Origin of the sequence: Fibrobacter sp. UWH5, from assembly GCF_900142505.1 — a bacterium.
Classification (GTDB): domain Bacteria; phylum Fibrobacterota; class Fibrobacteria; order Fibrobacterales; family Fibrobacteraceae; genus Fibrobacter.
This window is the reverse complement of the sequence record NZ_FRBB01000008.1, coordinates 1-21,416: the sequence shown is the minus strand read 5'-3', so window position 1 is coordinate 21,416 and position 21,416 is coordinate 1. Positions and strand designations below refer to the sequence as shown.

The window sequence follows — 21,416 nt, the reverse complement described above, 5'->3', positions numbered from 1 at the left end:
GTGAACCTCCTAGATTTCCAGTGGCACAGGAGCGTCGTGTACGAGAGTATCCGGCGTTACCTTACAATCATACACAAAAATCTTGACGCCGGCATCCCGGGCGGCCTTCAAGGCTATTCCAAATTGAGGGTGAGTCTCTACGTTAGGCGAAAACTTGCGGCAACCCTTCATCTGAATCAAGAACAGGATGCCACATTCGTAAGGGGTACCATCTTCGGCACGATGCCCATGGCGAAGAATATCCGCCAGCTCCGTCAAGTGCTTTACCCCCCGTTCCGTAGGGGCGTCGGGGAACTTGGCGTGGCCCCCGGATTCCAGGGTGCAGCCCTTCACCTCCACGAACATCTTTCGGCCGCTGAACTCCACATAAAAATCGAAACGGGACTTGCCATAAGTAAATTCCGGCCGGAGCAAGGTGATACCCGGGAAAATCTCTCCGTGGGCGCGGATCCACTCGGCTGCCACCTTGTTGGGCGCCTGGCTATCCATATTGATCAGCAGGTCCCCCTTTTCGACAGCGATCAAGTCGTAGGGAGTCTTGCGGGCCGGACTCTCCGACTTCTCAAGATAAACGGTGCAACCGGGAACCAGAAGCTCCTTGCAACGCCCCGTGTTCTTGACATGGACAACCGTATCGACCCCACCCAACTCTACATGGGCAATAAACCGGTTAGGACGGCTAATAAATTTGGCGGGGACGACGGTGGAATAACGCATACTTTATATACAACCTAAGGGTTGGGTTCTGCAACAGGTACCGCAGGCTTGTTCGTCACCACCACATACAAGGTATCGTGGACCACCACCGTGTCGCGCACATAGACCGTATCGGCCCTGCAGGCCAGATCCGCAGAAGAAGAACTCAAAACTGCCGCCGATGATTTCGGAGTTGCCGCAAGCTGCGTCGGAATCGCCGCAGACGAACTCGGGCTTGCCGCAGGCTGGCTCTTGTACACCGCAATCAGGGAATCGCGGGAGGCGCTCAGGGCCACCAGCTCCTTCTTGTACCGTTCCTTGTTCGCCGGACGGCGTTCGCGGGAATACTTCCCCTCCACCTTGCTGATCTTGGACTCCAGACCATGAATCTCGTCGCAAATGGGCCCCTGGCAGTCAAAAGACTCCGTAGGGCTAAAGAAATCCTTAAACTTGTCCCACATGGACTTTTCTGCGAAAGCAGAACCCACAACGAACAAAACACCCGCAAAAAAGCCGACAACAATACGATTTGACATAAATAATCCCCAATACGAGATGACACAATGATAGAAAATTACTACATTACAAAACAACGCGGAAGTAGCTCAGTTGGTAGAGCGCGACCTTCCCAAGGTCGATGTCGAGGGTTCGAGACCCTTTTTCCGCTCTAAATCAAAAGGACCAGGATTTTTCCTGGTCTTTTTTTATTTATGGTTGTAGAATATCATTTTAGAATAGCCGCGATGCAAAAACTCCACATAATCAGGTTTCAAATAACCGACCATGGTTAATTGCTGTGCGGAGTAACCGGTCCTAACTTCAGCAACCTGCAACAAACTAGGAATTATGGCATCACAGCTATAGTCTTTTGACTTCTGAATTTCAGCCACACATAGTTCTAATTCAGTCTTACGATTTCTACCACCTACGTAAGATTTCCACAATTCATCTGGATTCACATAAGCTAAATGAATAGGCGGCAAACGATTCAAGCCCCATTCCATAAGGGGTTTCATATCCACCGTTCCAAAAGCCTTGATAAAGTCAGTTGTTTTCTTTGATGACTGCATCGGGAATAAAAATGCGTTAAACACATTTTGAATTCCATTCTTTAGATTTCGGCGTCTTTGGCATATCAGTTCTATTTTAGGATCTTTGCGATTTTTCAAAGATATCCTTTTGCATTTCTATTTCGCGGGCAAGGACCTCTTTAGACGGCATATAGGTCAAGTACTTGGCGGCATACATTCTTTTATTCGTCGCCAATGTGGAGAATTTCGCCACATCCCCGTTCGTTTCGGAACAAAGAATAACGCCAATGGTAGGGTTGTCACCTTCGGAACGCTTGTGGGTGTCATAAAGTTTCAAGTACATATCCATCTGCCCAACATCTTCGTAACAAATCTTGCGGGTCTTGAGATCTACAAGCACAAAGCACTTGAGCATGTAGTTATAAAACACCAGATCTATATAATAGTCGTCTTCTTCTGTATGAATATGCTGCTGGCGACTTACCAGCGCGTAGCCCTTGCCCATTTCCATGAGGAATTTTTGCAGATGGTTCAAAATGGCATTCTCAAGTGTTGTCTCTGTAAATGCAGCATCTTGATTCAAACCAAGAAATTCCACGATCATGGGATTTTTAATGAACTGAGATTTTTCTTTTTGGTAATCCGCTGTAAGGGATTTCATTTCCCTAACCACAACGGCTTTTTTGTTCTTAGGAGTCTGCACCAAACGATAATAATACTGCGAGGCGATATTTCGTTTCAAAGTGCGGTAATCCCACTGCTCTGAGGCTGCTTCCTGCATATACCAGTGACGAGCCTTTTCGTCGGCGACACGCATTAAGTTTTCATAATGCATCCACGATAATTGAGGGAGTATAGCACTTCCCTCGTCGTTCAATTTAGCAACCATTGGTTGCTGAATTTGGTCCACCACTTCCACAAATTTGTTCGGCAGAATCTGAAGGACTTGCAAATTCGGAAACATCAGGTAAAATTTTCTGAAATTGCGAATAACGGTTTCCGAATACCCCTTCCCGAATTTTTCGGTCAGCGACTCCGACGCCAACTGAATCACATGCTTGCCGTAACCCGCGCGGGCCTTTCCCTGCTGCTCCTGCTCCACAATGCGCCAGCCGATAAGCCAGTTGCACGCCACCTGCATAAGGTTCGCCGCACGGAAACTCATGTCGCGAGCGGTGGAAACGATGGTTCCTAAATCCTTGACGAACAACTTGTCGTCAGACTTTTTCAAAGCCGAGTTCTCTCTGGGCATAGTATCTCCTTTGGATAAAAAAAAAACACCTGTTTTTCACAGATGTCATAGAGATACTTTTCGTACGTCAGGCAAAATGTTAGCTATTTATAAAACGCTGGCAAGGGTCGTTTTGTAATTTATACGTAAAATATCAAGACCCGCCGCAATCATCATTGCCCACCCCTTGCACAGGCAAAAAATTTTGTGTATCTTTTATGACGTAATTATGGCAACCTCTAGCATTACGCACAATTTCGTGTTTGACGCCGAAAGCACTCAGCGGTTCGCAGATCAGCTCGAAGCCGCCGAACGCGACGCTCAGAAACCCATTCCCCAAATCGCAAGATTTGTGACGGACCCCAAGGAAATCCTTGCTTTTATGTCAAAGCAAGGAAATAATGGGTAATAATTACACCGTCATCAATCTCAAACAATATCTAGACGCAAAAGGCAAAAATCTTCTACCGGATGACCAAATCTACAAGGATTTTGGTTCATTTTCGTGTGGTCCCAATGCAGATGTAGAGCGCTTTTTGCTCAATAATTCCATTTCTTTTTCACGAAAGAAACAGTCTGTGAGCTATTGCGTTTATGATGGCGACAAACATCTTGTCGGCTATTTCGCTCTTGCCGTAAAGCCAGTCACATTCCGTAGCGAGGTTCTTAGCAAAACCGCTCGAAAGGTGGTTGAACGTGTCAGCAAGTACAATGCAAATACAAAGGAGTATAGCGCCAGCGGGTATCTCATTGCGCAGCTGGGAAAGAACTTTCGTATTGCGAAGGAACTGCAGATTTCCGGTTCTCACTTGTTGAACATTGCGATAAACTCGATTCAGCAAGCCCAGAACCTTGTGGGCGGCACCATCGTATTTCTGGAATGTGAAAACCATCCGAAACTGATGAATTTTTACGAGCAAAATCTTTTTCGACAATTTTCCTCAAGAATCACAGACAACCCAAACACCGAAGGCCTGGTGCTAAACCAGATGTTCAGACTTATTTAAAGGAAACAATATGTCCGGCGGATAGAAACCTGGACCAAGTTCGAGCCTTTACCTAAGGAGGTACTGAAGGTTTACGAACAGGCATACAAAGCAATCTACAAGGCAAACATTTACGCCCGCAGAATTGACTGGCTAGAATCTGGAGACGATGGCGAAGAAACTTTTCTTAAAAGAACAAGAGAGGAACTGGAAAACGCGAAACAATGGTTTAAAATTTGTTTTAAGGAAAAAGCCCCATATGGAAATTGACATGCCAAAAATCCTCTCCCGGTGAAATGATTGTTGCCGCAAGAGGCCTATGTAATTGGACACAAGCCCAACTTGCCGAAAAACTGAATGTCGCCGTGCAAAACGTTTCCGAAATGGAACGCGGAAAACGTCCGGTATCCAGGAAAATGGCCGTAAAATTGGGAGAAATATTCGGATGCGCACCTAGCACATTCTTTACTTTCCCTGAGAATCTGTAATTCGTTCAAAAAAATCCCCACCGTGGTCCGCTCTTATCGCTAAGATCGCGTGGTGGGCTTGCAAACAGTTTTACGAGGCTTATTCCTTGGCTGATGAAATCCTAATGACGAGCAGCCAATTCAGCCTTTATTCCTCTTAAAGAAGATGCTTTCGGCTCAATAAACTTTTTCGTATCAATATCAGGAATATTGCGGCCTTGTTTTTCCAGCGAGAAAGAGTCTAAACCCCGATCCTTCAACAACTCATTTAAATGAACATTCTTTCGTTGTGGCGCACCGTCATCTGGATTAATAAAAGTTTCGCCATCGGGATAAACAACGATTACATCCGATCCATTCTCCAAACATAGTTTTGCTCCGTTCTCGTAGAATAGCTTTGTCAAGGCAAAACACCGATCAATATCATATTCGGCACTGATTATGAAACGAAAGGACCCCTCTAGCTTATTGGATTTAGGGAGTTCACAGATTTTACCATAATAATCCAACATCTTAACTAACACGTGCTTCCGATAAACTCGAAGTCTTCTTTCAAAACAGGCTGTTTTTACGGATTCAATACAATCATGCATTCCTGCTGCAGAATTGGCCTTTTTCTGCGTTTTTTCGAAACAGGCCTTGAACAGTCGCATGGTGGCCATGGCATCATCGCAGCTCTTATGCCATGTGAGATCAGAAACATCTACACCCATTTGAGATAGGGATCCTTCCAAGCTTGCAGAAATCCCCATATAAGTTTTTAAAAAACTACGAATATCAAAAGTTTCAAACCTTATTGAAGCAAGATCATATCGTTTACACGTGTTTAGCAGATAATCAATATCATGGGCTACAGCAAAGCAAACCACCAGGGCTTTGGGTGTCAAAAGGATTTTCTTAATAATTTCGTACTGCTTGGGGAAATTAGGCTGTCTTTTAAACTCATTCTTCGAATAACCCAACCTGCAGTCAGAATCTTCCCGAAAAAGTTTTTTATTGAATCCGGCCTCTGGATTAATCAAAATGTCCCTAGATTCCAACACATTGAACTTTAAGTCCGTAATGACATAACCAAAAGAACAAATGGCGCTATAATCGCGCGTGCGCTTGGCACATTCAATATCAAAGAAAACAAGTTTTTCAAGAGCCATGGGGAAAGAACCTAAACTGTACAAAAAATAGATATTGCGAATCGTTTGCAATTATTTCAAATAAAAATAATTGCAAAATTTTTTTGTCAACTCGGCCAAATTCCACGATATAACATACCGGCACAATTGTAGACAAACCTGCAAGCAGCCTGTCCACAAAAAATTCACATAAAAATTTTTAGCGACATTTTTTGGCACGGCAACACTTCCAGAATTTACTATAATTGTAGTGTAGGGTAATGCCGCCCTGCACTTTCCACTAAATCCCCGGGATTATACGGAGTCCCGGCAGTAAGGCCCTTGAGCCCGCTGGCTGTTGCAAAGCATGCGCAAGCATGTTGGAGGTTAACGCGTAGAAAAACGCGTGTTTCTACGTCTCGCCAGACGCACTTGGTGAGTCGCAGGGGCGTCGTGTCTCCACGACAAATTGACTGGGAAACCCGGCGACGAGCAACCAGGTTTTTGAGTGTGTCCGTATTTCGCCGCGCAAGGCGTTTCACGCCGAAAGGCACCATGTTCCGGCAAAGAATTCCCCCTCGCCGTGAGGCGACAACAAAACAAAAGAGAAACCATGCCCTATATCCTGAACCTCAAATTCGAAGAAATGACCAGTAACATCGAAAAGGCCTTCGTGGACTTGGTCAGAAAAACCGGCCGCAGAGACGTAGCCGATGTCCTTTTCAATATCTACCTCGGAGAGATTGAAAAGATGTACACCTTCAGCCCCATCGGCAAGACCCCCGCCAAGCTGGGCTACCAGTGGAACCCGAATCACCGCCCGTTCTACTACGAGACCACGGACCTCCACGATGCATTCTACAACGCATTCTTCAGCTACGACCCCATGGCGGCCTCCCCCAATGCCAAGCTTCCGTTCCTTGCCTACTTCCGCAGCAAGGTGGTCTATCACGGCCTCGACGTCCTTGACAAAATCAAGGAATACAGCGAGCAGTTCGTTTCCTTCTCCGACCTGAAAAAGGAGGCCGGCGCCGACAACAACCGCCGCGCCGAGGAAATCGTCGACAGCCGTGTAAATCGCAGCGAACTGTTCAACAGCGAACAGGAAGAACGCAAGCAGGGAGCCCTCATGGACATCCTCAAGAGCATCGACAAGAACGCCGTGGAAAACCTGGGCGCCGACAACTCCAAGAAGGCCCGAAGCGCCAAGAGAGCCCACAGCTACCTCAAGATCTACGAGGAAGTCACGAACGAGCCCGATGGCGACAAGCACACCAAGGAAAAGGTCGGCGACCGCCTGGGAGGCGTAAAGCGCACCAACGCCAACAACTACGAAAAGAGCCTCCGCACGTTCGCAACCCGCGAAGACGAGGAAAACTTCTACGACGCCCTCGGCCTCACCGAATAAGATAAGCCCTCACCGAATAAGATAAGCCCTCACCGAATAACGTTCCCGGCCAAAGCCATGGATACGAAAATGCCCCGGAAGTTCACAAAAGGAACCCGGGGCGTTTTTTTGAAAAAAAATTCCCGTTTTTTTTAAATCAAATGGGATAGATATAGTACCAAGGAGCAATATTATATGTTTATGACAGATTTTATAGAAGCATTACCCAAAGAATATTCTGAGAAATTCAAATTAGATGATAAATTGATTTTCTTGTTTGAATCTCACAATGTCACAGGGAATGTGGTTGTAAAAGAAACATCAGAAAATGAAAAAATGCCTAGCGTTCGTGATAAAAATTTTTCTGATTATATTCATAACCAACTCAAAAAAAATGAAAATATCATTGAAGCTAGTGACAATGGCATTATCAATTATTTCGTAAAAAAAATAAAAGCCAAAAATACTCGAAATTATAAACTCTTTCTTTGTTTGGATACGGGATTGAACATTTATCAATTAAATGCCGTATATTGCGAAAAAATCAGCAGAAATAAAAAGCATGGCCAGAACGACACTGACCATGCTTTGAAATGCGTCAAGGAGTTGATAAGCATTATATCTTGTACAAATTTTCTCTCCTTTTTAGCAATTCCGCAATTTCATGGGGCATAAACTGTTTCATATCAGCAGAAAAAGCATATTCTTCATCAAAGAAATTTGTTTCAAGCATACTGCACGCGTTGTCCATAACCGATATGCTTTCCATAAAAGTGTCTCGCTGATTTTCATCAAATTCACGATAGTCACTATTTGCAAATTCTTTTGTACAAGAATTCAGCTTTCCTTTACACTCCTCAAACACATTCAACAATTCCTTAAGAACAGTGTTGAGAAACTCAATGGACTTTATCAATTCACTGAATTGCTGCGAATCAAGTTCATTTAAAACACAATCAAAAAAATCTTTAGCACGGACGTCTTCCTCAATCGAAACAGGCAATGAAGACAACTTTATCGACGTTCCAATTATTGTCATTTCAAAAAAGTCTTCATTTTCAAAATTTCCTTCAAGATCATCAATCTTGGAAAGGTATGAATCATCCCACGCCAACATTCCTGCAAGGGACTGATTAACCGGAAATTGCTTACCACGAGATCCAAAACCAGGATAATATGATTTTACTGTCTGTTCACATCGAGCATACCATTCAGATCGTTTTTTCATATCATCCACAGATCTAGTGAACGATCTATAGTATATATGATCCACTTTCAAAAATTGCTCGGCAGACTTGGCAAGTTCATTTACCAACCCTAGCTTACATTCCCAAATCGTTTCAAAAGTCTTCTTGCATTTATTCAATCTTAAACGAAGTTTGCGTCTACTATTCACATATAACGATACATCTTCCATCTTTACACCTCCTTAAGGCCCCACATGTCCCAGAAAATCGGAGCAAAACAATATTGCACGCCAGGTCTATTAAGGACGATTCCCCCGTAAACTACTTTATCCACAATACCACTCTGAACAAGGCAGGAATTCCATACATCTTTTTCTATGCCACTCCGCCTAGACAATTCAAAAATAAGCTCATTGAAAGCATCTTCCGCTAACATACGGAATGCGAACTTGTCATTCCGCTGATCAAGTATATTCTGCGGATCAAGTATATCTTGCAATAATTTCAAGTCAACTCTTTTCTTAAAAGATGCGTCAACTATTTTCTCAAAAGATGCGCGAAGGAAATCGAAATACTGCGCAGAAACGTCTTTTACCAATTCCTTTGTCGCATAAATTTCAGAAGATATAATTGACCTTCCCATTTCCATTTTACTCTTTGCAACAGCATTTTTCAACATTAATGCAAAAGGATACAGCAGAACGTATTTCCCGTTGCCCCCCGAGAACAATCTCTCAAAATAATCTCTTGGCTTACCAATTGCTTTTTCATCAAAAATGATCTTATTACCAAAGAATAATTCCTCTAGTATTTCAGATCGAGTATCAAGTTTTTCATCCTTTGAATCTAGATCAGGGGGGCTCAGCCTTTCAAGATAATTTTTTATAGACGCCCTCTGCTTCTTTTTCGTCAACTTTTTCAAAGAGTCCTCAGCAACAGAAGCATACATTGTATTAAGAAGTTCGTTGATACTCCAGTTCATATCAACGCCAACTTTTTTTAGATCCAATTTTTTCTCAAAATCTTCGCCTATGCTATGTTCAAAATCATCATCCAGAAAAATCTTGGGAAGAATTTGATCGAAAGCGCCACTGTTTATTTGCCAGAATTTCACCAGCGAATATACGATTGTTTTTCGTTTTTGAAGGTCAGAGATACTATCTAATCCGTCAAAGAGGACTACCACTTTTCTCGTACCAAGTTCTTTGTCAAACGACAGTAAATCCTGTTCTATCAGTCGTTTCTCCTCCTCATCCAAAGTCTTATAGAACAGGGAATCTTCCTCTTTCTTGTATTCCTGAACGGTATTCCACAAGCCACTTGAAGACTTTATTTTCTCACGAATTTCACTTAAGGAATCAGGCGCGCCTTCTTCATCTGACAAAAGCGATTCCCAAATGACAATCTGCCAGAAATCAAACGACTGTTCATATTTGGACCAATGCAAATCTCCTTCTGGAGCGAACATCAATTTGTCAAAATCGATTATAGGAACCTTTACAAAAGAATACCCATTTTTGCCTTTATATTTTCCATTTGCCAAACTGTAATAGAAAGAGGTCTTACCACATCCCCTCTTACCGTAGAAAAGATATTTCGTCTTATCATCAAGAAACTTCATGCACTCACGATAAACAAACGAAATCTTGCCTGGATCAAATTCTTTTGACAGGAGCTGCTCTGCAAATAATTCCAAGTTCGCCAAAACTTCTTCGCGACTAGGTTTTTTTAAATCTTTTTCTTGTTCACTCTTGACAAACAAATCATCATCAATCCAACTAAACAATTCTCTATAGTCGGCAAAGGTATCATCCGAATCAAGTTCTCGAATTCGCTTTTTAAAGTCGCTATCTATTTCTTCGTCACCCGTACCCACATATTCTAACGTTTCGTTTCGATGGATAATCGTTTCTGAAACATTCGCTACAGGGCCATACAAATGGGTCATGTAAGCCTTCATGTTCGTAGGTTTATCATAGTCACCTTTGGGCCAGATAGAATACGCAATATGCAAATTGAACCTTTCATCGGAATCTTTATGAATTTTCAATAAATTCATAAACCCAGGCTCGGTCTGACGGCTTCTTCCAAAGAAACCGACTACACATCTTGAAAGATTACAAACTGCGTTGCCAAAAATATCATTGAAGCCCGTTCTAGAATCAATCAATATAACATCAGGATTTATTTGCCCTGATTCACGAAGTTTTTGAAAAAGGAACTTAAAACTACTAACAACCTTTTGGCTATCTGCCAAATTGATCTTAGCCAAGCCTTCAAGGTAAGCTTTTCTATGATCATCTCTTGTTCCTGACAAAAACGTAGTTTCATTCAAATTACCAGCAGGAATAACCCATATATGGCCTCTTTCCTTGTCACCAGGGGAATGCGGAATATTCACACTTATTACATAGTTATGAACATCTATTTCCGTTGAAAAACTTGCATCGCAGATGAATTCAACAAAACCGTTCTTCCTCGTATCCAGCAATTCAGGATTCTTATCAAGACCAAAAAAGTTAAGATAACCCGGAGCCTCCAAGTCGCAGTCAATGACCACGACTTTCTTTCCTTTATTTTCGGCCAAATGCAATGCATACGCCATCATAGTCGTGGTACGGCCCATACCGCCCTTATAGCTGTAAAAAGTTACAACGGAAGGCTCGTCCTTCTCAGGTTCGTATTGTCCCGAGTCTTGCTTAAGAAACGAATCAAAACGAAAGCTAGGCCCAGGGTCAATATCGTTGCCACCTTCTTTTACCGCACGGAAATAAGGACTGTCAAGCCTGCTCTCCGGATACACATAGAAATTCAAATCAATCTCTTGGTCTTTCTTAGCACCAACGGACTTGAATTCACCGGAATTCAGAAAAGCCGATTTAAGATCGTCTTCCGTTTCGCTGCCAGCAACAAAAACATACGCATCCAAGCGAAAGCCGAGTCGCTTATAGATTCTAAACTTTGCAACAACTTTTTCTCGGTACTTTCTATCAAGAAAAGATTTTAGTGCATCAGCATAAGCAGAAAAAAGAATCATAACAGCACCTACTTAAGACAGTCCATCGATATTGATTTAAACAAGTCCTGACAGATGTTCAACATGACATGCATATGGTCCTGATCAAGCCTGGAGTCTATTTTTCTCCATCGAGAATCATCGTCTATCGGGATTTCCTTCCAACTCATGTTTTCTTCATCGACGGGACATTGCATATCCTCTTTCCCGTGACAAAACAAGTCGCTCAACTTTAAGATGATATTTTCGACAAAGCCAACAGTATCTTTCTTGACACCATCAAATTGGTTATTGGGCTTGATTTCAAAAAAAGGAATCCCTTTTAAACTAGGCAAGACATTTGTATTGTTGCGTAGACTACTCTCTATTTCCCAAAATTGCCTATTCCTTATCCCGTACAAATACTTCTGGTCCTTCAGGAATTTCTGCGTACTATTCGACAACGGAAACTGCATTTCGTGGTCAGTATATTCTCTGGTTGTTTCATACTTGTCGTTTCTTGGGAAATAATCAACGTCAACCAGCTTCGTAAATTTCTTGTCGAAATCTCGAACATCAGCCGTTTCTTTAAAGTTGCCTTTTCTGTAAGCCAGGAAATAGGTAATCGATTCCATCACAAGGACGAGGTCCCTGCAAAGAGCCCTTGCAAGATTACGATTACGTTCATCCGCCGGTCTTCTCATATTATCCTCACCAGCCGCCCAGCTAATTTCGGAGAACTGCTGTTCGCAGTTCTTCAACGTATTTTCGGCAATTTCGAGAAATTTTTCAAAGCAGGGCATGCCTGTAATATAAGTTTTTCCTATTTGGAACGGAGAACTTGACTTTTTTTTGTTTTTTATATAGATTTGGGGATAAGCATGGTTGCCCTGCGACTTTTCGGTCCACAAGACTCCATACTTGGTGACATTGGCTCTAACAAGAATTTCTTGGGTTGAGCGCTGTTAACGACGGTCAGGCCAGTAGGCTTGAATCCTTTTGCTTGGCAAAGGCGTTGTTAGAGGTTCCCCACGAGAGGCGATGTTGCACTAATTCATAGACATTTTGGCACAAGTCCTTCAAAAGACAATATAAAGAAGGGTATCTAACGCGATTTGCACAAAGCAAACCGCGTGTTTTTTTTGTTGCGCTCCCCGCACAAAAGCCAAACACCAAGACTTCCAGTAAATCACTAGACGCTCTTTATCCAGCTCATTGGCCGACGAACAGGTTCCGCCTGCGACTCACGACCGTTAGAACCCCAGCTAATCCGGGCTCCGGCCTAGAACTAGCGATAACCCTCATAAATCATCTGGATAAAAGAATGCTTAAGAAAAATAAAATCAGCAATAAAAACATCAACGGCAAGGCCAACCAGGAAGCAATCAACTACCTCCTGCAAGCTATCAAGGCCTTCAATAATGACAGCAGACGTTTCTTCAATGCCCGATACAAGGCCGCCATAGAACTCCTGTGGGCAACCATTCTTCCCTATGTCAAAGAAATCTTTGTCGACTGGCTCGCCCACGGAATCAAGGGCAAGTACTCCTGGGGCAGCACTCTCCTAAAGAACAAGGAAGAGGGCCCCGGCCTTTGCCAGGAAGAAGTCATGTTCACCGGTTTTGAGATGCTCGACCGTGCGGTCATGAAGTATGAAGAAGGCACGCACCTATTCACCACCTACTTTAGCGAATTCCTGAAATTCCGTTGGATCAAGGAATGTACGAAGTGGTTGAACAAAAGCCGTTCCTTCACCTACTTCATCGTGCCAGAAGAAGAACGTAAGGCCTACCTCAACGATCCCCTTGCCAAAAACTTCGGCAGGGAACAGAAGTACATCCAGTTTGAGAGCCTGTGCAAGGACATGAGCGACGGATCCAACATGTTCCTTAAGGCCTTGGAATGCTGCGATAAGGACGCGTTCAATTTTGGCGCGAGCCGCGAACAGTTGCAGAACGAGAACGATGAAAAGGGCCTGTTCTTCGACAAGCTGGAAACCAGCCTTGAAAAGGATGGCGACAAAAAGAAGTCCGTCCAGATGCTCAATTACATCCGCTATGTCCGCTCCATCGACGAAAATACCCCTCAGGACTGCAAGCCGACAAGCAACGGTTTCGTCGAATACCAGAAGAAACAGAATTGCCGCTATCCGGTGAAAGACCACAAAACCACCAAGGAACTCAAGGCCATTATTGCCAAGCGTAGCAAGAAGGTAAATCCCAGTTTGTACGCAGCACTCGCGAGGTCTGAAAAAATTTCAAAAAAAAATCCCAATAGTGCCGCATAAGCGAGGAATAGTAATAACAGAAGGGCCCGAACGGTCCCCCATGAACGTTGAAAAAACTTGAAACCGCTTTTGGAGTTCACTATGAAGATTAAGGAAATCTTGAACATGCTGCCGGTCGGCTACACCCGCCTGCGCAACAGCGGCAGTACAGCTCTTCACTTGAAGACTGAAGGCACCGACGCCTACCTCTTTGTCAAGAAGGCTCCTGCCAACGATCGCATGCCGAAGCTGAACCAGGGAGAGATTGATTCCCTCCAGGTCGAATTCGGCGCCGACGCGGTAATCATTGACTGGTACAGCGAAGAGGCTATTCACTACATGATTCTCCACTATCCCAATGCGGATAAGGAAAACTATCGCCTCGTACTGTACGCAACCTACGGCGACATCACCTACAGCATCAAAGGCAGTTTCAGCAAGGAAGGTTCCGTCGATCGCAAGAAGGTGGTAAAGGACCGTTTCAGCAAGGACTTCGGCGAAGACCACATCGAAACCGAGATGGACTTCGCAGAGGAACGCTACGACATCATCTTCCCGGACCATCCGCTTAGCCATTGTCGTCGCGTGGCGAACATCATTTCGATGAGCCACACCTACGTAACAGTCAATTCCCAAATCACAGGAGAATAGCTATGCCCCCATTTAACGCAATCTTTCGCAGCTGGAAGAGCAATCACGCCCCAAACAGGAATCACAGCCCTGTCCAGATTTCCCCGGGCAGCAAGTTGCTGCTTGATTCCTGTTCCATGATGCACTGCGATATCGAATGCTTCTTCAAAAACGAGGCTCCCGGCCTGGTGAGCAAGTGTGTCGATATCATCGTAAGCAAAAGCTGCATGGACGAACTCGCCCGCCTCCACAGAAGCCCTGTGCGAGAAACTGCAGTTGCGGCAACCAAGGCTTGGAACACCATCATCACCTATCAAAAGGCAGGTCTCTGCCAGATCTGTGGCGACTTCGACGACGAAACCCACGCCGACCCGGTGTTCCTCTACGTGATTCTCAAGTACCGCCGTCGCTTCCCCGTTTTTGTCGTGACCCAGGACAACGACTTGGCCGACGACATCGAGCTCACTAATCATCTGAAGTCTACGCACTGCACGAATAAGGCAAAAGCCCTTAAGATGATGCCCGACGGTTCCCTCAAGGAGAGAAAGCGCCATGTTTAATAATAACAGCTTCAATCGTAACCAAATCAATACAGGTAATAAAATGAAAAAGCAATACATTCAGCCGGGATGCAACCACCCCCGCAGAACTCCCGATACCGTAAACCAGGTAAGCCACATCCCCGGAGAACAGGACGTTGCCTACTCCAACCATTTCGGCGTCATTAAGCTTGTCGCAAAAATCGGTAGCGGTGGCGAAGGCACGGTGTATTCCACTAACACGCAGTACGTGGCAAAAATCTTCCACGCACGTTCCAACACCACCCATAAGATTGCAAAACTCATGCGTCTTATGAGCAAGCCGTTGACCTGCGAAGGTATTTGCGCCCCATTGGACATTATCTACAACGCAAGCCACGAACCCATGGGCTATCTCATGAAAATGGCCGAAGGCCAACCCCTCACTTGCCTCAGCGTTCCTCAAATTTTCCAGAGCAAGTTCCCCTGCTGGAAAAAGCGCGACCTGGTGCAAACCGGTATCACCATCATGAAGATGTTCAACTACCTTCACAACCGCGACATCCTCATGGGTGATGTTAATCCGGACAACATCCTGGTGAAAAGCCCGACCGAGGTCTACTTTACCGATGTGGACAGCTATCAGATCGAGGACCTGCCCTGCACCGTGGGCAGACCGGAATTCACCCCGCCAGAACTTTCGAAGTTTGACGACTTCCACGATTTCCTGCGCAATCCGGGCAACGAAAACTTCTCCATCGCCATTCTGCTGTTCTACTTGATGATTCCGGGCCAACACCCCTACAGACTCTCCAACGGTCTCGCCATCAAGGAGAATATGAAAAACAAGACATTCCCCTACCCCCTGGGCCCAAACAAGGGCTTTGCCATTCCTGATGGTCCGTGGCGCTATATGTGGAGCCATCTTCCCGCCAACCCGAAGAAGGCTTTCTACCACACCTTCGTCAACAACGGCGCCTTCACCAAGATGTCCGAACGTCTCTATGCCAACGACTGGAAGCACATCCTGGAACAATACCTGGAACTTCTTGATTCGGGCAAGCTCGTCGCTCAGGACCCCATGTCCGAGGATATCTATCCGACCCGTTTCAAGAAGCAGCCCGGAACCATCCTTGTGTATTGCCAAAGGTGCCATAACGAAGTCGATGAGAAGTACTGCGACCAAGGAGTCTGTATGGATTGCCGCCGCAGGGAGAGCTTTGCCACCGGCAAACCCATGGCCAAATCTCCCATCCTGCGCGCAGGCCATCCGGCGGCACGGTCTTTCGCAAATCGCAACCAGCCGTCTCGCCGCAAGGTAAGCGATCGTCTCAGCAAGCTCAACTACTAACCCTTAAATCCGTCAAACCAGTTAAATCAAAATCAATCAACGCGGCCACTGGGCCGCATTAAAAGGAAATTCAATATGGCAAACATTTTTGGCCTCGAAGATCTCGAAAACAATCCGACCACCCGCATTCCGGTCATCCTCTGTGCCGATGTCAGCGGATCCATGAGCGGCCTCCCCATCCACGAGCTGAACGAAGGCGTGCGCACCCTCTATGATTCCATCAAGGGAGACACCACTGCCTACTGCGCCGCAGAAATCGCAGTAGTCACTTTCGGTGGCGATGCAAAGACCCATTCCTACTTCACTCCGCTCTACAACCAGCCCTATGCACCCAACTTTACCGCCGATGGAGGCACCCCCATGGGCGAAGCCGTGAACATGGCGTTGGATATGCTTGAACGTCGTAAGAATGAATACAAACGCTGCGGCGTTACGTATTATCAGCCCTGGCTGATTCTCATGACCGATGGCCAGCCCAACGGCAGCGCAACCGAGCTTCAGCGAGCCAAGCTGCGCACCGTAGAACTCGTTAACAGCCGCAAGCTCACCGTGTTCCCTATCGGCATCGGCAGAAGCGCCGATATGAACACCCTGGCAGACTTCTCTCCCGTCTACAAGCCCATGCGCCTGAAGGGTCTCAACTTCACGGAATTCTTCAAGTGGCTTAGCATGAGCGTCGCCAGTGTCGCCAAGTCCCGGCCGGACGAATTGTTCTCCCTGGACCTTAACTCCATCAAGAGCTGGGGTGAACTGTAATGTGGAAGGTATCCCATAGCGCAGTGCAGGGCCGCGCGCACATGTCCTTCGGCCTTCCCTGCCAGGACAAAACCTACACCATCCATCAGGATGGTTGCACGGTCTGCGCCCTCGCAGACGGTGCAGGCAGCGCCAAGCTTTCCCACCATGGAGCGGAAGCTGTTACCCAGGGCGTATGCCACTATCTGGCGGATCACTTCGACACCATCGTGCATAACGATGACGGCGTCCACGTAAAGATGGATATCCTTGGCCAGGTCACCCTCCTTCTGGAGGGGCTCAGTTCTGAAATGGGCTGCGCCCCCCAGGACCTGGCCTCTACCCTCCTGTTTGTGGCCACCAAGGGCGACGACTTCGTGATCGGCCACCTGGGCGACGGCGTCATCGGCTACGTGAAGGCAGGCAAGGTCAAGGTGGCTACCTACCCGCAGAACGGCGAGTACGCCAACACCACCTCGTTCACCACCTCTATCGCGGCGCTGAACGAAATCCGCCTCATCAAGGGAAAGCTCGGCGACATCTCCGGATTCGTCATGATGTCCGACGGCACCGAGACCAGCCTCTACAACCTGAGAACAAAACTTCTCTCCCGCGCGATCCTTTCCCTGGTGAAAGAAGCCGGCCGTAGCGGCGAGGCCATGAACGAACCGTTGAAGGAATCCCTGGAGACCGTCATCCGCGAAAGAACCATGGACGACTGCAGCCTCGCCATCATGGCCCGCACCTTCGACACCCAGGAATATCTCAGCCTCAGTGCCGAAGGCAAGGCCGCCTTCTGGGAAATGCCCTGCACCCGCAAGAGCGCAAAGCTCATCGCCGCCCGCGACCAGCTGCTCAGAACCATGAACACCTGGCGTACGCCGAACATGGTCCGCAAGCAGCTCCACTGGCACGAAGGCTCCTTCTGGAACCGCTTCGAGCACCTGCGCAAGGCAGGCCTCGTCCAGGTCAAGGAAGGCAACCTGGCCAAAGCCGCGTAACGCAGCCTAGGTCGCATAAAGCAACCAAAGCCGTCGGGATCTCACCCGGCGGCTTTTTTTTCAAAAAAAATTCCCATTTCCGGGAATATAGAAGGGATAAAAACTATAGAAGGCAGGTAAGCCTTTGATCAACAATAAATAAGGAAGCAAAATAATGCAGAACGCACTTAATCTCAATCTTCAGCCAGTCCTCAACACCATCACCGGTTGCGGTGAATACATGAGACTCCTAGAAAAGGACAACACCAAGCAGGCCCAGGAAATCCGTCAGTTAAAAACTGAACTGCAACAGGCCTACGAAAAGTTGCACATGGAAAAAATCGCAAGAGAATGCGCCGAGTACAACCTGGAACAGGCCAAGGCCCAGGCAGGCAACCAGCTGAACCTGAACGCACCTACCGACCAGGAAATGTACCCGGGCGAATACATGGGATACATCATTTGTGCACTCAAGGTCATGCTCAAGGGCACAAACAAGTCCGCCAACTCCACCCGAATCAGATCCGCAGACGTTCTCAAGGCCATTCTCGAAGCCAACCCGCAGGCAGGTGAATCCTACAATGAACTTACCGGCAAACTCAAGGACCTTCGCCAGTTGGCAAACCAGCAAGCCCTGGCCACCCCCAAGGGCAAGAAAGTCCTGAAGGAACTCAACCTGGAAACATACAAGGAGGAAAACTGCCACACAGGAATAAGATTCAAGGCAGACAACCGTTACCTGGCCAAGGAGGCAAGCACCCTCAGCGACAACGCCCGTGGCGGCAAGAACGAAACCTCGTACCTGCTCCACGCCCTGTTCCCTTCCGAAAACAAGGTGTAGATTTCAACGGCACCGCAGACCTGTCACTCGCCAACCACGTACAGGCGGGCGAGATCCCTGACAGCCTCCACACTGCTATCCATGTAGTCCGCAGGCGAAAGCTTCACCTTTTCTTGCACAACGTTTCCAATGTTCACCCTTATGGCCTTGGAACCATTTTGCGCCACATTGCTGCTATCGCCCATGAAAAGTTCCACCAAATCCGCCACGGCGCCCAGGAACTTGATGACGAAATTAAAGAAGTCTACGGCCCTGCCCAGAATCTCCGTCTGGGAAATTTGCTTGCTCTTGGCGCCGATTGTTCCCATATGGAAATTCCCGATCTGGATTGTCGCATCACCAAAACGCCCATCGGCAATCCACTTGCTAACGAGATTTTCGCAGGCGGCAATCCCGGCGCGCACATGTTCCACGAAAAGCCAGGGAGCCAATTCTGTTCGCGGCAGGCGGAACAACGCCCCCGCGTAACGAGACTCCAAGCCGCCAAAAGTTCCGAGAATAATGTATAGCCCGCCATGCACAGGTAAATTAAATCGCTTAAGTCCCTCCGTCAAAACGCGGCGTGCGTCGGCGGAGTCGGCAAACTCCACGCCAAGCTTGATAAGCCTTACCAGCTCCGAGGAACATTCCGCGGCAAGTTCGCTCTTGATCACGTCAACACGATCCTCCAGGCTCTGGAGCGCAGGCGCAATGAAGGCCTCCAGCTTGCCGACATATATGCCATCCACATCCTTTATGTAAGCCTTGAGGGCCCGAATATTTTTTCCCACTACGTCGGCCTTGCCGCTGGAATTGATCCAGAAATACTTGGCAAGACTCGCCGGGCTAATGTCGCGTACAGCCTTGCATAAGCGCACCTTTGTGGAAAAGCCTACCACAATCTTGCGGTAATCGCCGTACCGCTGGGTATGACCCTCGAACACTTTTATAATCCTGCCGGAACCGGGCACAATCTTCACCGTAATATCCAGGTCGTTCACATTAGACACAACCTGGAAATCGGCATTGTTGAAGAACAAGAAATCCAGCAGCATTCCGTCGGAATCGCCTTCGCTGTAACCCGGAATATCGCGGTCCCTATTGGGTAAAATAAACTCCACGAAGTTCTTGTCGCAAACAACCTCGTTGCCATCCAGGAACCGTAACAAAGTCTCGCGATCCTGCGGAACAGCGAGGCGGAGCAAAGCACCGATTCCGCCACGCAAAGCATAGCTGGACGAGGATTCCTTCGCATTGAACTTGACATAAATCCTATCATCTCCTAATAAGTTTCACCGCAAAATGAAGCGCCAGGAGCGACACCGCCGTGATGAACAGGATTGAATAATCGCTGTAAATGGAAAAATGGCGCGGATAGCGCCCCAGGAACGGCTCGCCGAAACGGTAAAGCCAGCAGCACACAAAAGTGCCGGCATACACAAGCGATACCCCCAAAAGATTCTGGCCCCTCCTCAGGTATACGCGGAAAGCCGCCACCAGGAACGCAGCCGAGAAACCGAATACGAGAGAAGTCGCGATCCCATGGCCAGCCATCCTTTCTGTAGTGAACCAAAACATGCGATAGAGCACATGCACGCCATAGAAGCCATAGCACATCATGGCGTAAAACAAAAGGAAGTACACCGGCACCGTCTTGAAATACTTGAGCATAGATTCTCCTTTATGAACCTATACTTTATCGGTTCAGCAAAGGAAATTTGTCAAATTATTTTTCAAGCCTTCTTATTCAAAAAAACTTCAGATTTTCCCTGTTTTCTTGGCGTAGCCTAATGTCATCCGACTTGTACTTTAGCAACCGATAATCAGCGGTTATAAAATAATCACTTTTTGCAAAAATCGCACACGCTTACAGTCAAGGTCCGCAATCAGGGACCACTCATTTTGCAAACAACTGTTGTCAAACCCTTCAAAATGTCAGAATATGGCATGCGAAATTAGGTAGATTATGGGGAATACAAAAAAAAGGAGACTTCACATGAAATTCACATGGATTTTGGCCCTCGTGATGGCCGCAAGCAGCTTCGCCCTGGAAACATATGAATGCAAGGACCTGTACGGCCTCCCCGGACGGGCATCCTACTTCATCGTACCCATCGGGACCCGCGAAAGAGCGAGTTATACAGAGTACGACGACAAGAAAATCTGCGAAAGGGACGCGGCCCAAATGGAGGCTCACGGAAACGCACACAAGAAAAAGCCAATGCCAAAAGATGACGAAGGCGACAACGCCGGCGGCTTCGTAGAAACCCTGGTCGGCCTGATGAACGAAATGAAAACAGAACAGGGCTGGCGACAAAGCGACGGCACCCTGCTCTGGGAAAAGCTCAGCGAAGGCGGCTACTACTGCTACGACAAAAACGGCATGAATGCCGTTAAGCGAGTCAAGGAAGCGAAATGGTGTAAGTAGAAGAAAAGGCCGTCGGCGTTTTTTTACATTTACAGCGGGTACGAGAGGTTGTCTTGTATGGCAACCTTTTTAATGGAGGCTAGGCTATGATGTAAGCTTCCCCAAAATAAGAATGGCACTTGACATAAATAAACAAAAAATTAATATATTAAGTATATCGTTAAAAAACATTCGTGTTTTTGTAAGGGCGGCACCTTAAGTGGTCTCGCCCTATTTTTTTACATGGTCCGTTCTTGTTGATAAAGGCGCGTGGTGGGTACTAGCTATCGCTAAAATTTTCTGTGAACCTTTTTCATTTACAGGCAGATTTAGAGACAGATTTGCAGGCAGATTTTTGCCTGAATATGTAAAAAAAATCGAAAATTTTGAGGCATCATCAACATGTGTGGAAGCATTTAGGCAGCCTTGCTAGATGATTCTCTCGATTCCGATTCCCATTCGTAGGCTATCTTTACATCTACATAGGCACAGCTCAGCATTATCAGCGACAGCATGTTGTTCATGTTCCTGAAGCCATAGGCAGTCCGTATCAGTAGCTTTATCTTGTTGTTCGTCGCCTCGATCCTTGCGTTTGACACGCCCAGCCTGATTGTGTTGAG

Annotated in this window: 24 protein-coding genes and 1 tRNA gene; 14 read left to right on the top strand and 11 right to left on the bottom strand. The window is 46.6% G+C overall.

Annotation, left to right across the window (positions count from 1 at the left end):
* Nucleotides 1-9: 9 nt before the first annotated feature.
* Nucleotides 10-717: a DNA/RNA nuclease SfsA gene (sfsA, locus tag BUB38_RS08340; RefSeq protein ID WP_073159488.1), complete on the bottom strand. Its 708-nt coding sequence runs from the start codon at nucleotides 715-717 to the stop codon at nucleotides 10-12.
* Between the two features lie 14 nt (nucleotides 718-731).
* Nucleotides 732-1,232, bottom strand: coding sequence for a hypothetical protein (locus BUB38_RS08335; protein ID WP_073159486.1), 501 nt, complete (start codon nucleotides 1,230-1,232; stop codon nucleotides 732-734).
* 58 nt (nucleotides 1,233-1,290) lie between these two features.
* Between BUB38_RS08335 and BUB38_RS08330 the strand changes: the two genes are divergently transcribed.
* A tRNA-Gly gene (locus BUB38_RS08330) sits at nucleotides 1,291-1,363 on the top strand.
* Nucleotides 1,364-1,400: 37 nt separating this feature from the next.
* Here the strand turns inward: BUB38_RS08330 and BUB38_RS08325 are convergent.
* A complete protein-coding gene (locus BUB38_RS08325; protein ID WP_073159485.1) occupies nucleotides 1,401-1,865 on the bottom strand; it encodes a hypothetical protein in 465 nt (154 codons plus the stop codon).
* Nucleotides 1,843-2,979: a PDDEXK nuclease domain-containing protein gene (locus BUB38_RS08320; RefSeq protein ID WP_073159483.1), complete on the bottom strand. Its 1,137-nt coding sequence runs from the start codon at nucleotides 2,977-2,979 to the stop codon at nucleotides 1,843-1,845. The genes BUB38_RS08325 and BUB38_RS08320 overlap by 23 nt, the downstream gene beginning before the upstream one ends.
* Nucleotides 2,980-3,187: 208 nt before the next feature.
* Here BUB38_RS08320 and BUB38_RS08315 point away from each other — a divergent pair, with 208 nt between their 5' ends.
* From BUB38_RS08315 to BUB38_RS16995, 3 genes are all read left to right on the top strand, one after another.
* Nucleotides 3,188-3,367, top strand: coding sequence for a hypothetical protein (locus BUB38_RS08315; protein WP_073159481.1), 180 nt, complete (start codon nucleotides 3,188-3,190; stop codon nucleotides 3,365-3,367).
* Between the two features lie 127 nt (nucleotides 3,368-3,494).
* Nucleotides 3,495-3,965 carry a GNAT family acetyltransferase gene (locus tag BUB38_RS08310; RefSeq protein ID WP_139258339.1) on the top strand — a complete coding sequence of 157 codons (471 nt, stop codon included), beginning with the start codon at nucleotides 3,495-3,497 and terminating at the stop codon, nucleotides 3,963-3,965.
* A 275-nt stretch (nucleotides 3,966-4,240) separates the two neighbouring features.
* Entirely contained in the window at nucleotides 4,241-4,432 is a 192-nt protein-coding gene (locus BUB38_RS16995) for a helix-turn-helix domain-containing protein (RefSeq protein ID WP_073159477.1), read from the top strand.
* A gap of 101 nt (nucleotides 4,433-4,533) precedes the next feature.
* Here the strand turns inward: BUB38_RS16995 and BUB38_RS08300 are convergent, their stop codons facing one another.
* The gene (locus BUB38_RS08300; protein ID WP_139258337.1) at nucleotides 4,534-5,562 is read right to left on the bottom strand and encodes an exonuclease domain-containing protein; all 1,029 of its coding nucleotides are present in this window, start codon (nucleotides 5,560-5,562) and stop codon (nucleotides 4,534-4,536) included.
* A 571-nt stretch (nucleotides 5,563-6,133) separates the two neighbouring features.
* On the opposite strand from BUB38_RS08300, the gene BUB38_RS08295 reads away from it, so the two are divergent.
* The gene (locus tag BUB38_RS08295; protein ID WP_073159473.1) at nucleotides 6,134-6,928 is read left to right on the top strand and encodes a hypothetical protein; all 795 of its coding nucleotides are present in this window, start codon (nucleotides 6,134-6,136) and stop codon (nucleotides 6,926-6,928) included.
* A 174-nt stretch (nucleotides 6,929-7,102) separates the two neighbouring features.
* The gene (locus BUB38_RS16035) at nucleotides 7,103-7,582 is read left to right on the top strand and encodes a hypothetical protein (protein ID WP_139258335.1); all 480 of its coding nucleotides are present in this window, start codon (nucleotides 7,103-7,105) and stop codon (nucleotides 7,580-7,582) included.
* Here the strand turns inward: BUB38_RS16035 and BUB38_RS08285 are convergent.
* From BUB38_RS08285 to BUB38_RS08275, 3 genes are read right to left on the bottom strand one after another with little or no spacing between them, the layout of a single operon-like run.
* Nucleotides 7,524-8,324 carry a hypothetical protein gene (locus BUB38_RS08285; protein ID WP_073159469.1) on the bottom strand — a complete coding sequence of 267 codons (801 nt, stop codon included), beginning with the start codon at nucleotides 8,322-8,324 and terminating at the stop codon, nucleotides 7,524-7,526. The two genes, BUB38_RS16035 and BUB38_RS08285, sit on opposite strands and share 59 nt — an antisense overlap.
* Nucleotides 8,325-8,326: 2 nt before the next feature.
* Nucleotides 8,327-11,131, bottom strand: a complete 2,805-nt coding sequence (locus BUB38_RS08280; RefSeq protein WP_073159467.1) for a KGGVGR-motif variant AAA ATPase — start codon at nucleotides 11,129-11,131, stop codon at nucleotides 8,327-8,329.
* An 8-nt stretch (nucleotides 11,132-11,139) separates the two neighbouring features.
* The gene (locus BUB38_RS08275; RefSeq protein WP_073159465.1) at nucleotides 11,140-12,000 is read right to left on the bottom strand and encodes a hypothetical protein; all 861 of its coding nucleotides are present in this window, start codon (nucleotides 11,998-12,000) and stop codon (nucleotides 11,140-11,142) included.
* 413 nt (nucleotides 12,001-12,413) lie between these two features.
* Between BUB38_RS08275 and BUB38_RS08270 the strand changes: the two genes are divergently transcribed.
* The 7 genes from BUB38_RS08270 (at nucleotide 12,414) to BUB38_RS08240 (ending at nucleotide 18,410) form a co-directional block, all read left to right on the top strand.
* Entirely contained in the window at nucleotides 12,414-13,376 is a 963-nt protein-coding gene (locus BUB38_RS08270) for a hypothetical protein (RefSeq protein ID WP_073159463.1), read from the top strand.
* Nucleotides 13,377-13,457: 81 nt separating this feature from the next.
* Nucleotides 13,458-14,006, top strand: coding sequence for a hypothetical protein (locus BUB38_RS08265; protein WP_073159461.1), 549 nt, complete (start codon nucleotides 13,458-13,460; stop codon nucleotides 14,004-14,006).
* A 2-nt stretch (nucleotides 14,007-14,008) separates the two neighbouring features.
* Nucleotides 14,009-14,545, top strand: a complete 537-nt coding sequence (locus BUB38_RS08260) for a PIN domain-containing protein (RefSeq protein ID WP_073159459.1) — start codon at nucleotides 14,009-14,011, stop codon at nucleotides 14,543-14,545.
* A gap of 43 nt (nucleotides 14,546-14,588) precedes the next feature.
* The gene (locus tag BUB38_RS08255) at nucleotides 14,589-15,854 is read left to right on the top strand and encodes a protein kinase domain-containing protein (protein WP_175547657.1); all 1,266 of its coding nucleotides are present in this window, start codon (nucleotides 14,589-14,591) and stop codon (nucleotides 15,852-15,854) included.
* A 75-nt stretch (nucleotides 15,855-15,929) separates the two neighbouring features.
* Nucleotides 15,930-16,610, top strand: a complete 681-nt coding sequence (locus tag BUB38_RS08250) for a vWA domain-containing protein (RefSeq protein WP_073159455.1) — start codon at nucleotides 15,930-15,932, stop codon at nucleotides 16,608-16,610.
* Between the two features lie 41 nt (nucleotides 16,611-16,651).
* On the top strand, nucleotides 16,652-17,590 hold the full coding sequence (locus BUB38_RS08245) for a PP2C family serine/threonine-protein phosphatase (protein ID WP_175547656.1): 939 nt from the start codon (nucleotides 16,652-16,654) through the stop codon (nucleotides 17,588-17,590).
* Between the two features lie 154 nt (nucleotides 17,591-17,744).
* Complete coding sequence (locus BUB38_RS08240; RefSeq protein ID WP_073159451.1) at nucleotides 17,745-18,410, top strand: hypothetical protein; 666 nt, start codon at nucleotides 17,745-17,747, stop codon at nucleotides 18,408-18,410.
* A 23-nt stretch (nucleotides 18,411-18,433) separates the two neighbouring features.
* On the opposite strand, the gene BUB38_RS08235 is transcribed toward BUB38_RS08240, so the two are convergent.
* Nucleotides 18,434-19,615, bottom strand: coding sequence for a hypothetical protein (locus BUB38_RS08235; protein WP_073159449.1), 1,182 nt, complete (start codon nucleotides 19,613-19,615; stop codon nucleotides 18,434-18,436).
* Nucleotides 19,616-19,664: 49 nt separating this feature from the next.
* The gene (locus BUB38_RS16030) at nucleotides 19,665-20,060 is read right to left on the bottom strand and encodes a hypothetical protein (protein ID WP_139258333.1); all 396 of its coding nucleotides are present in this window, start codon (nucleotides 20,058-20,060) and stop codon (nucleotides 19,665-19,667) included.
* A gap of 325 nt (nucleotides 20,061-20,385) precedes the next feature.
* On the opposite strand from BUB38_RS16030, the gene BUB38_RS08225 reads away from it, so the two are divergent.
* On the top strand, nucleotides 20,386-20,817 hold the full coding sequence (locus BUB38_RS08225) for a hypothetical protein (RefSeq protein WP_073159445.1): 432 nt from the start codon (nucleotides 20,386-20,388) through the stop codon (nucleotides 20,815-20,817).
* Between the two features lie 395 nt (nucleotides 20,818-21,212).
* On the opposite strand, the gene BUB38_RS08220 is transcribed toward BUB38_RS08225, so the two are convergent.
* The coding region (locus BUB38_RS08220; protein ID WP_139258331.1) for a transposase at nucleotides 21,213-21,416 on the bottom strand (204 nt) is incomplete at its 5' end.

Bases quoted from the DNA above. Each gene is read 5' to 3' on its own strand.
- BUB38_RS16035 (WP_139258335.1), top strand. From the start codon at position 7,103: ATGTTTATGACAGATTTTATAGAAGCATTACCCAAAGAATATTCTGAG.
- BUB38_RS08285 (WP_073159469.1), bottom strand. From the start codon at position 8,324: ATGGAAGATGTATCGTTATATGTGAATAGTAGACGCAAACTTCGTTTA.
- BUB38_RS08270 (WP_073159463.1), top strand. From the start codon at position 12,414: ATGCTTAAGAAAAATAAAATCAGCAATAAAAACATCAACGGCAAGGCC.
- BUB38_RS08280 (WP_073159467.1), bottom strand. From the start codon at position 11,131: ATGATTCTTTTTTCTGCTTATGCTGATGCACTAAAATCTTTTCTTGAT.
- BUB38_RS08315 (WP_073159481.1), top strand. From the start codon at position 3,188: ATGGCAACCTCTAGCATTACGCACAATTTCGTGTTTGACGCCGAAAGC.
- BUB38_RS08260 (WP_073159459.1), top strand. From the start codon at position 14,009: ATGCCCCCATTTAACGCAATCTTTCGCAGCTGGAAGAGCAATCACGCC.
- sfsA (WP_073159488.1), bottom strand. From the start codon at position 717: ATGCGTTATTCCACCGTCGTCCCCGCCAAATTTATTAGCCGTCCTAAC.
- BUB38_RS16995 (WP_073159477.1), top strand. From the start codon at position 4,241: ATGATTGTTGCCGCAAGAGGCCTATGTAATTGGACACAAGCCCAACTT.
- BUB38_RS08265 (WP_073159461.1), top strand. From the start codon at position 13,458: ATGAAGATTAAGGAAATCTTGAACATGCTGCCGGTCGGCTACACCCGC.
- BUB38_RS08320 (WP_073159483.1), bottom strand. From the start codon at position 2,979: ATGCCCAGAGAGAACTCGGCTTTGAAAAAGTCTGACGACAAGTTGTTC.
- BUB38_RS08255 (WP_175547657.1), top strand. From the start codon at position 14,589: ATGAAAAAGCAATACATTCAGCCGGGATGCAACCACCCCCGCAGAACT.
- BUB38_RS08295 (WP_073159473.1), top strand. From the start codon at position 6,134: ATGCCCTATATCCTGAACCTCAAATTCGAAGAAATGACCAGTAACATC.
- BUB38_RS08240 (WP_073159451.1), top strand. From the start codon at position 17,745: ATGCAGAACGCACTTAATCTCAATCTTCAGCCAGTCCTCAACACCATC.
- BUB38_RS16030 (WP_139258333.1), bottom strand. From the start codon at position 20,060: ATGCTCAAGTATTTCAAGACGGTGCCGGTGTACTTCCTTTTGTTTTAC.
- BUB38_RS08250 (WP_073159455.1), top strand. From the start codon at position 15,930: ATGGCAAACATTTTTGGCCTCGAAGATCTCGAAAACAATCCGACCACC.
- BUB38_RS08225 (WP_073159445.1), top strand. From the start codon at position 20,386: ATGAAATTCACATGGATTTTGGCCCTCGTGATGGCCGCAAGCAGCTTC.
- BUB38_RS08335 (WP_073159486.1), bottom strand. From the start codon at position 1,232: ATGTCAAATCGTATTGTTGTCGGCTTTTTTGCGGGTGTTTTGTTCGTT.
- BUB38_RS08245 (WP_175547656.1), top strand. From the start codon at position 16,652: ATGTCCTTCGGCCTTCCCTGCCAGGACAAAACCTACACCATCCATCAG.
- BUB38_RS08300 (WP_139258337.1), bottom strand. From the start codon at position 5,562: ATGGCTCTTGAAAAACTTGTTTTCTTTGATATTGAATGTGCCAAGCGC.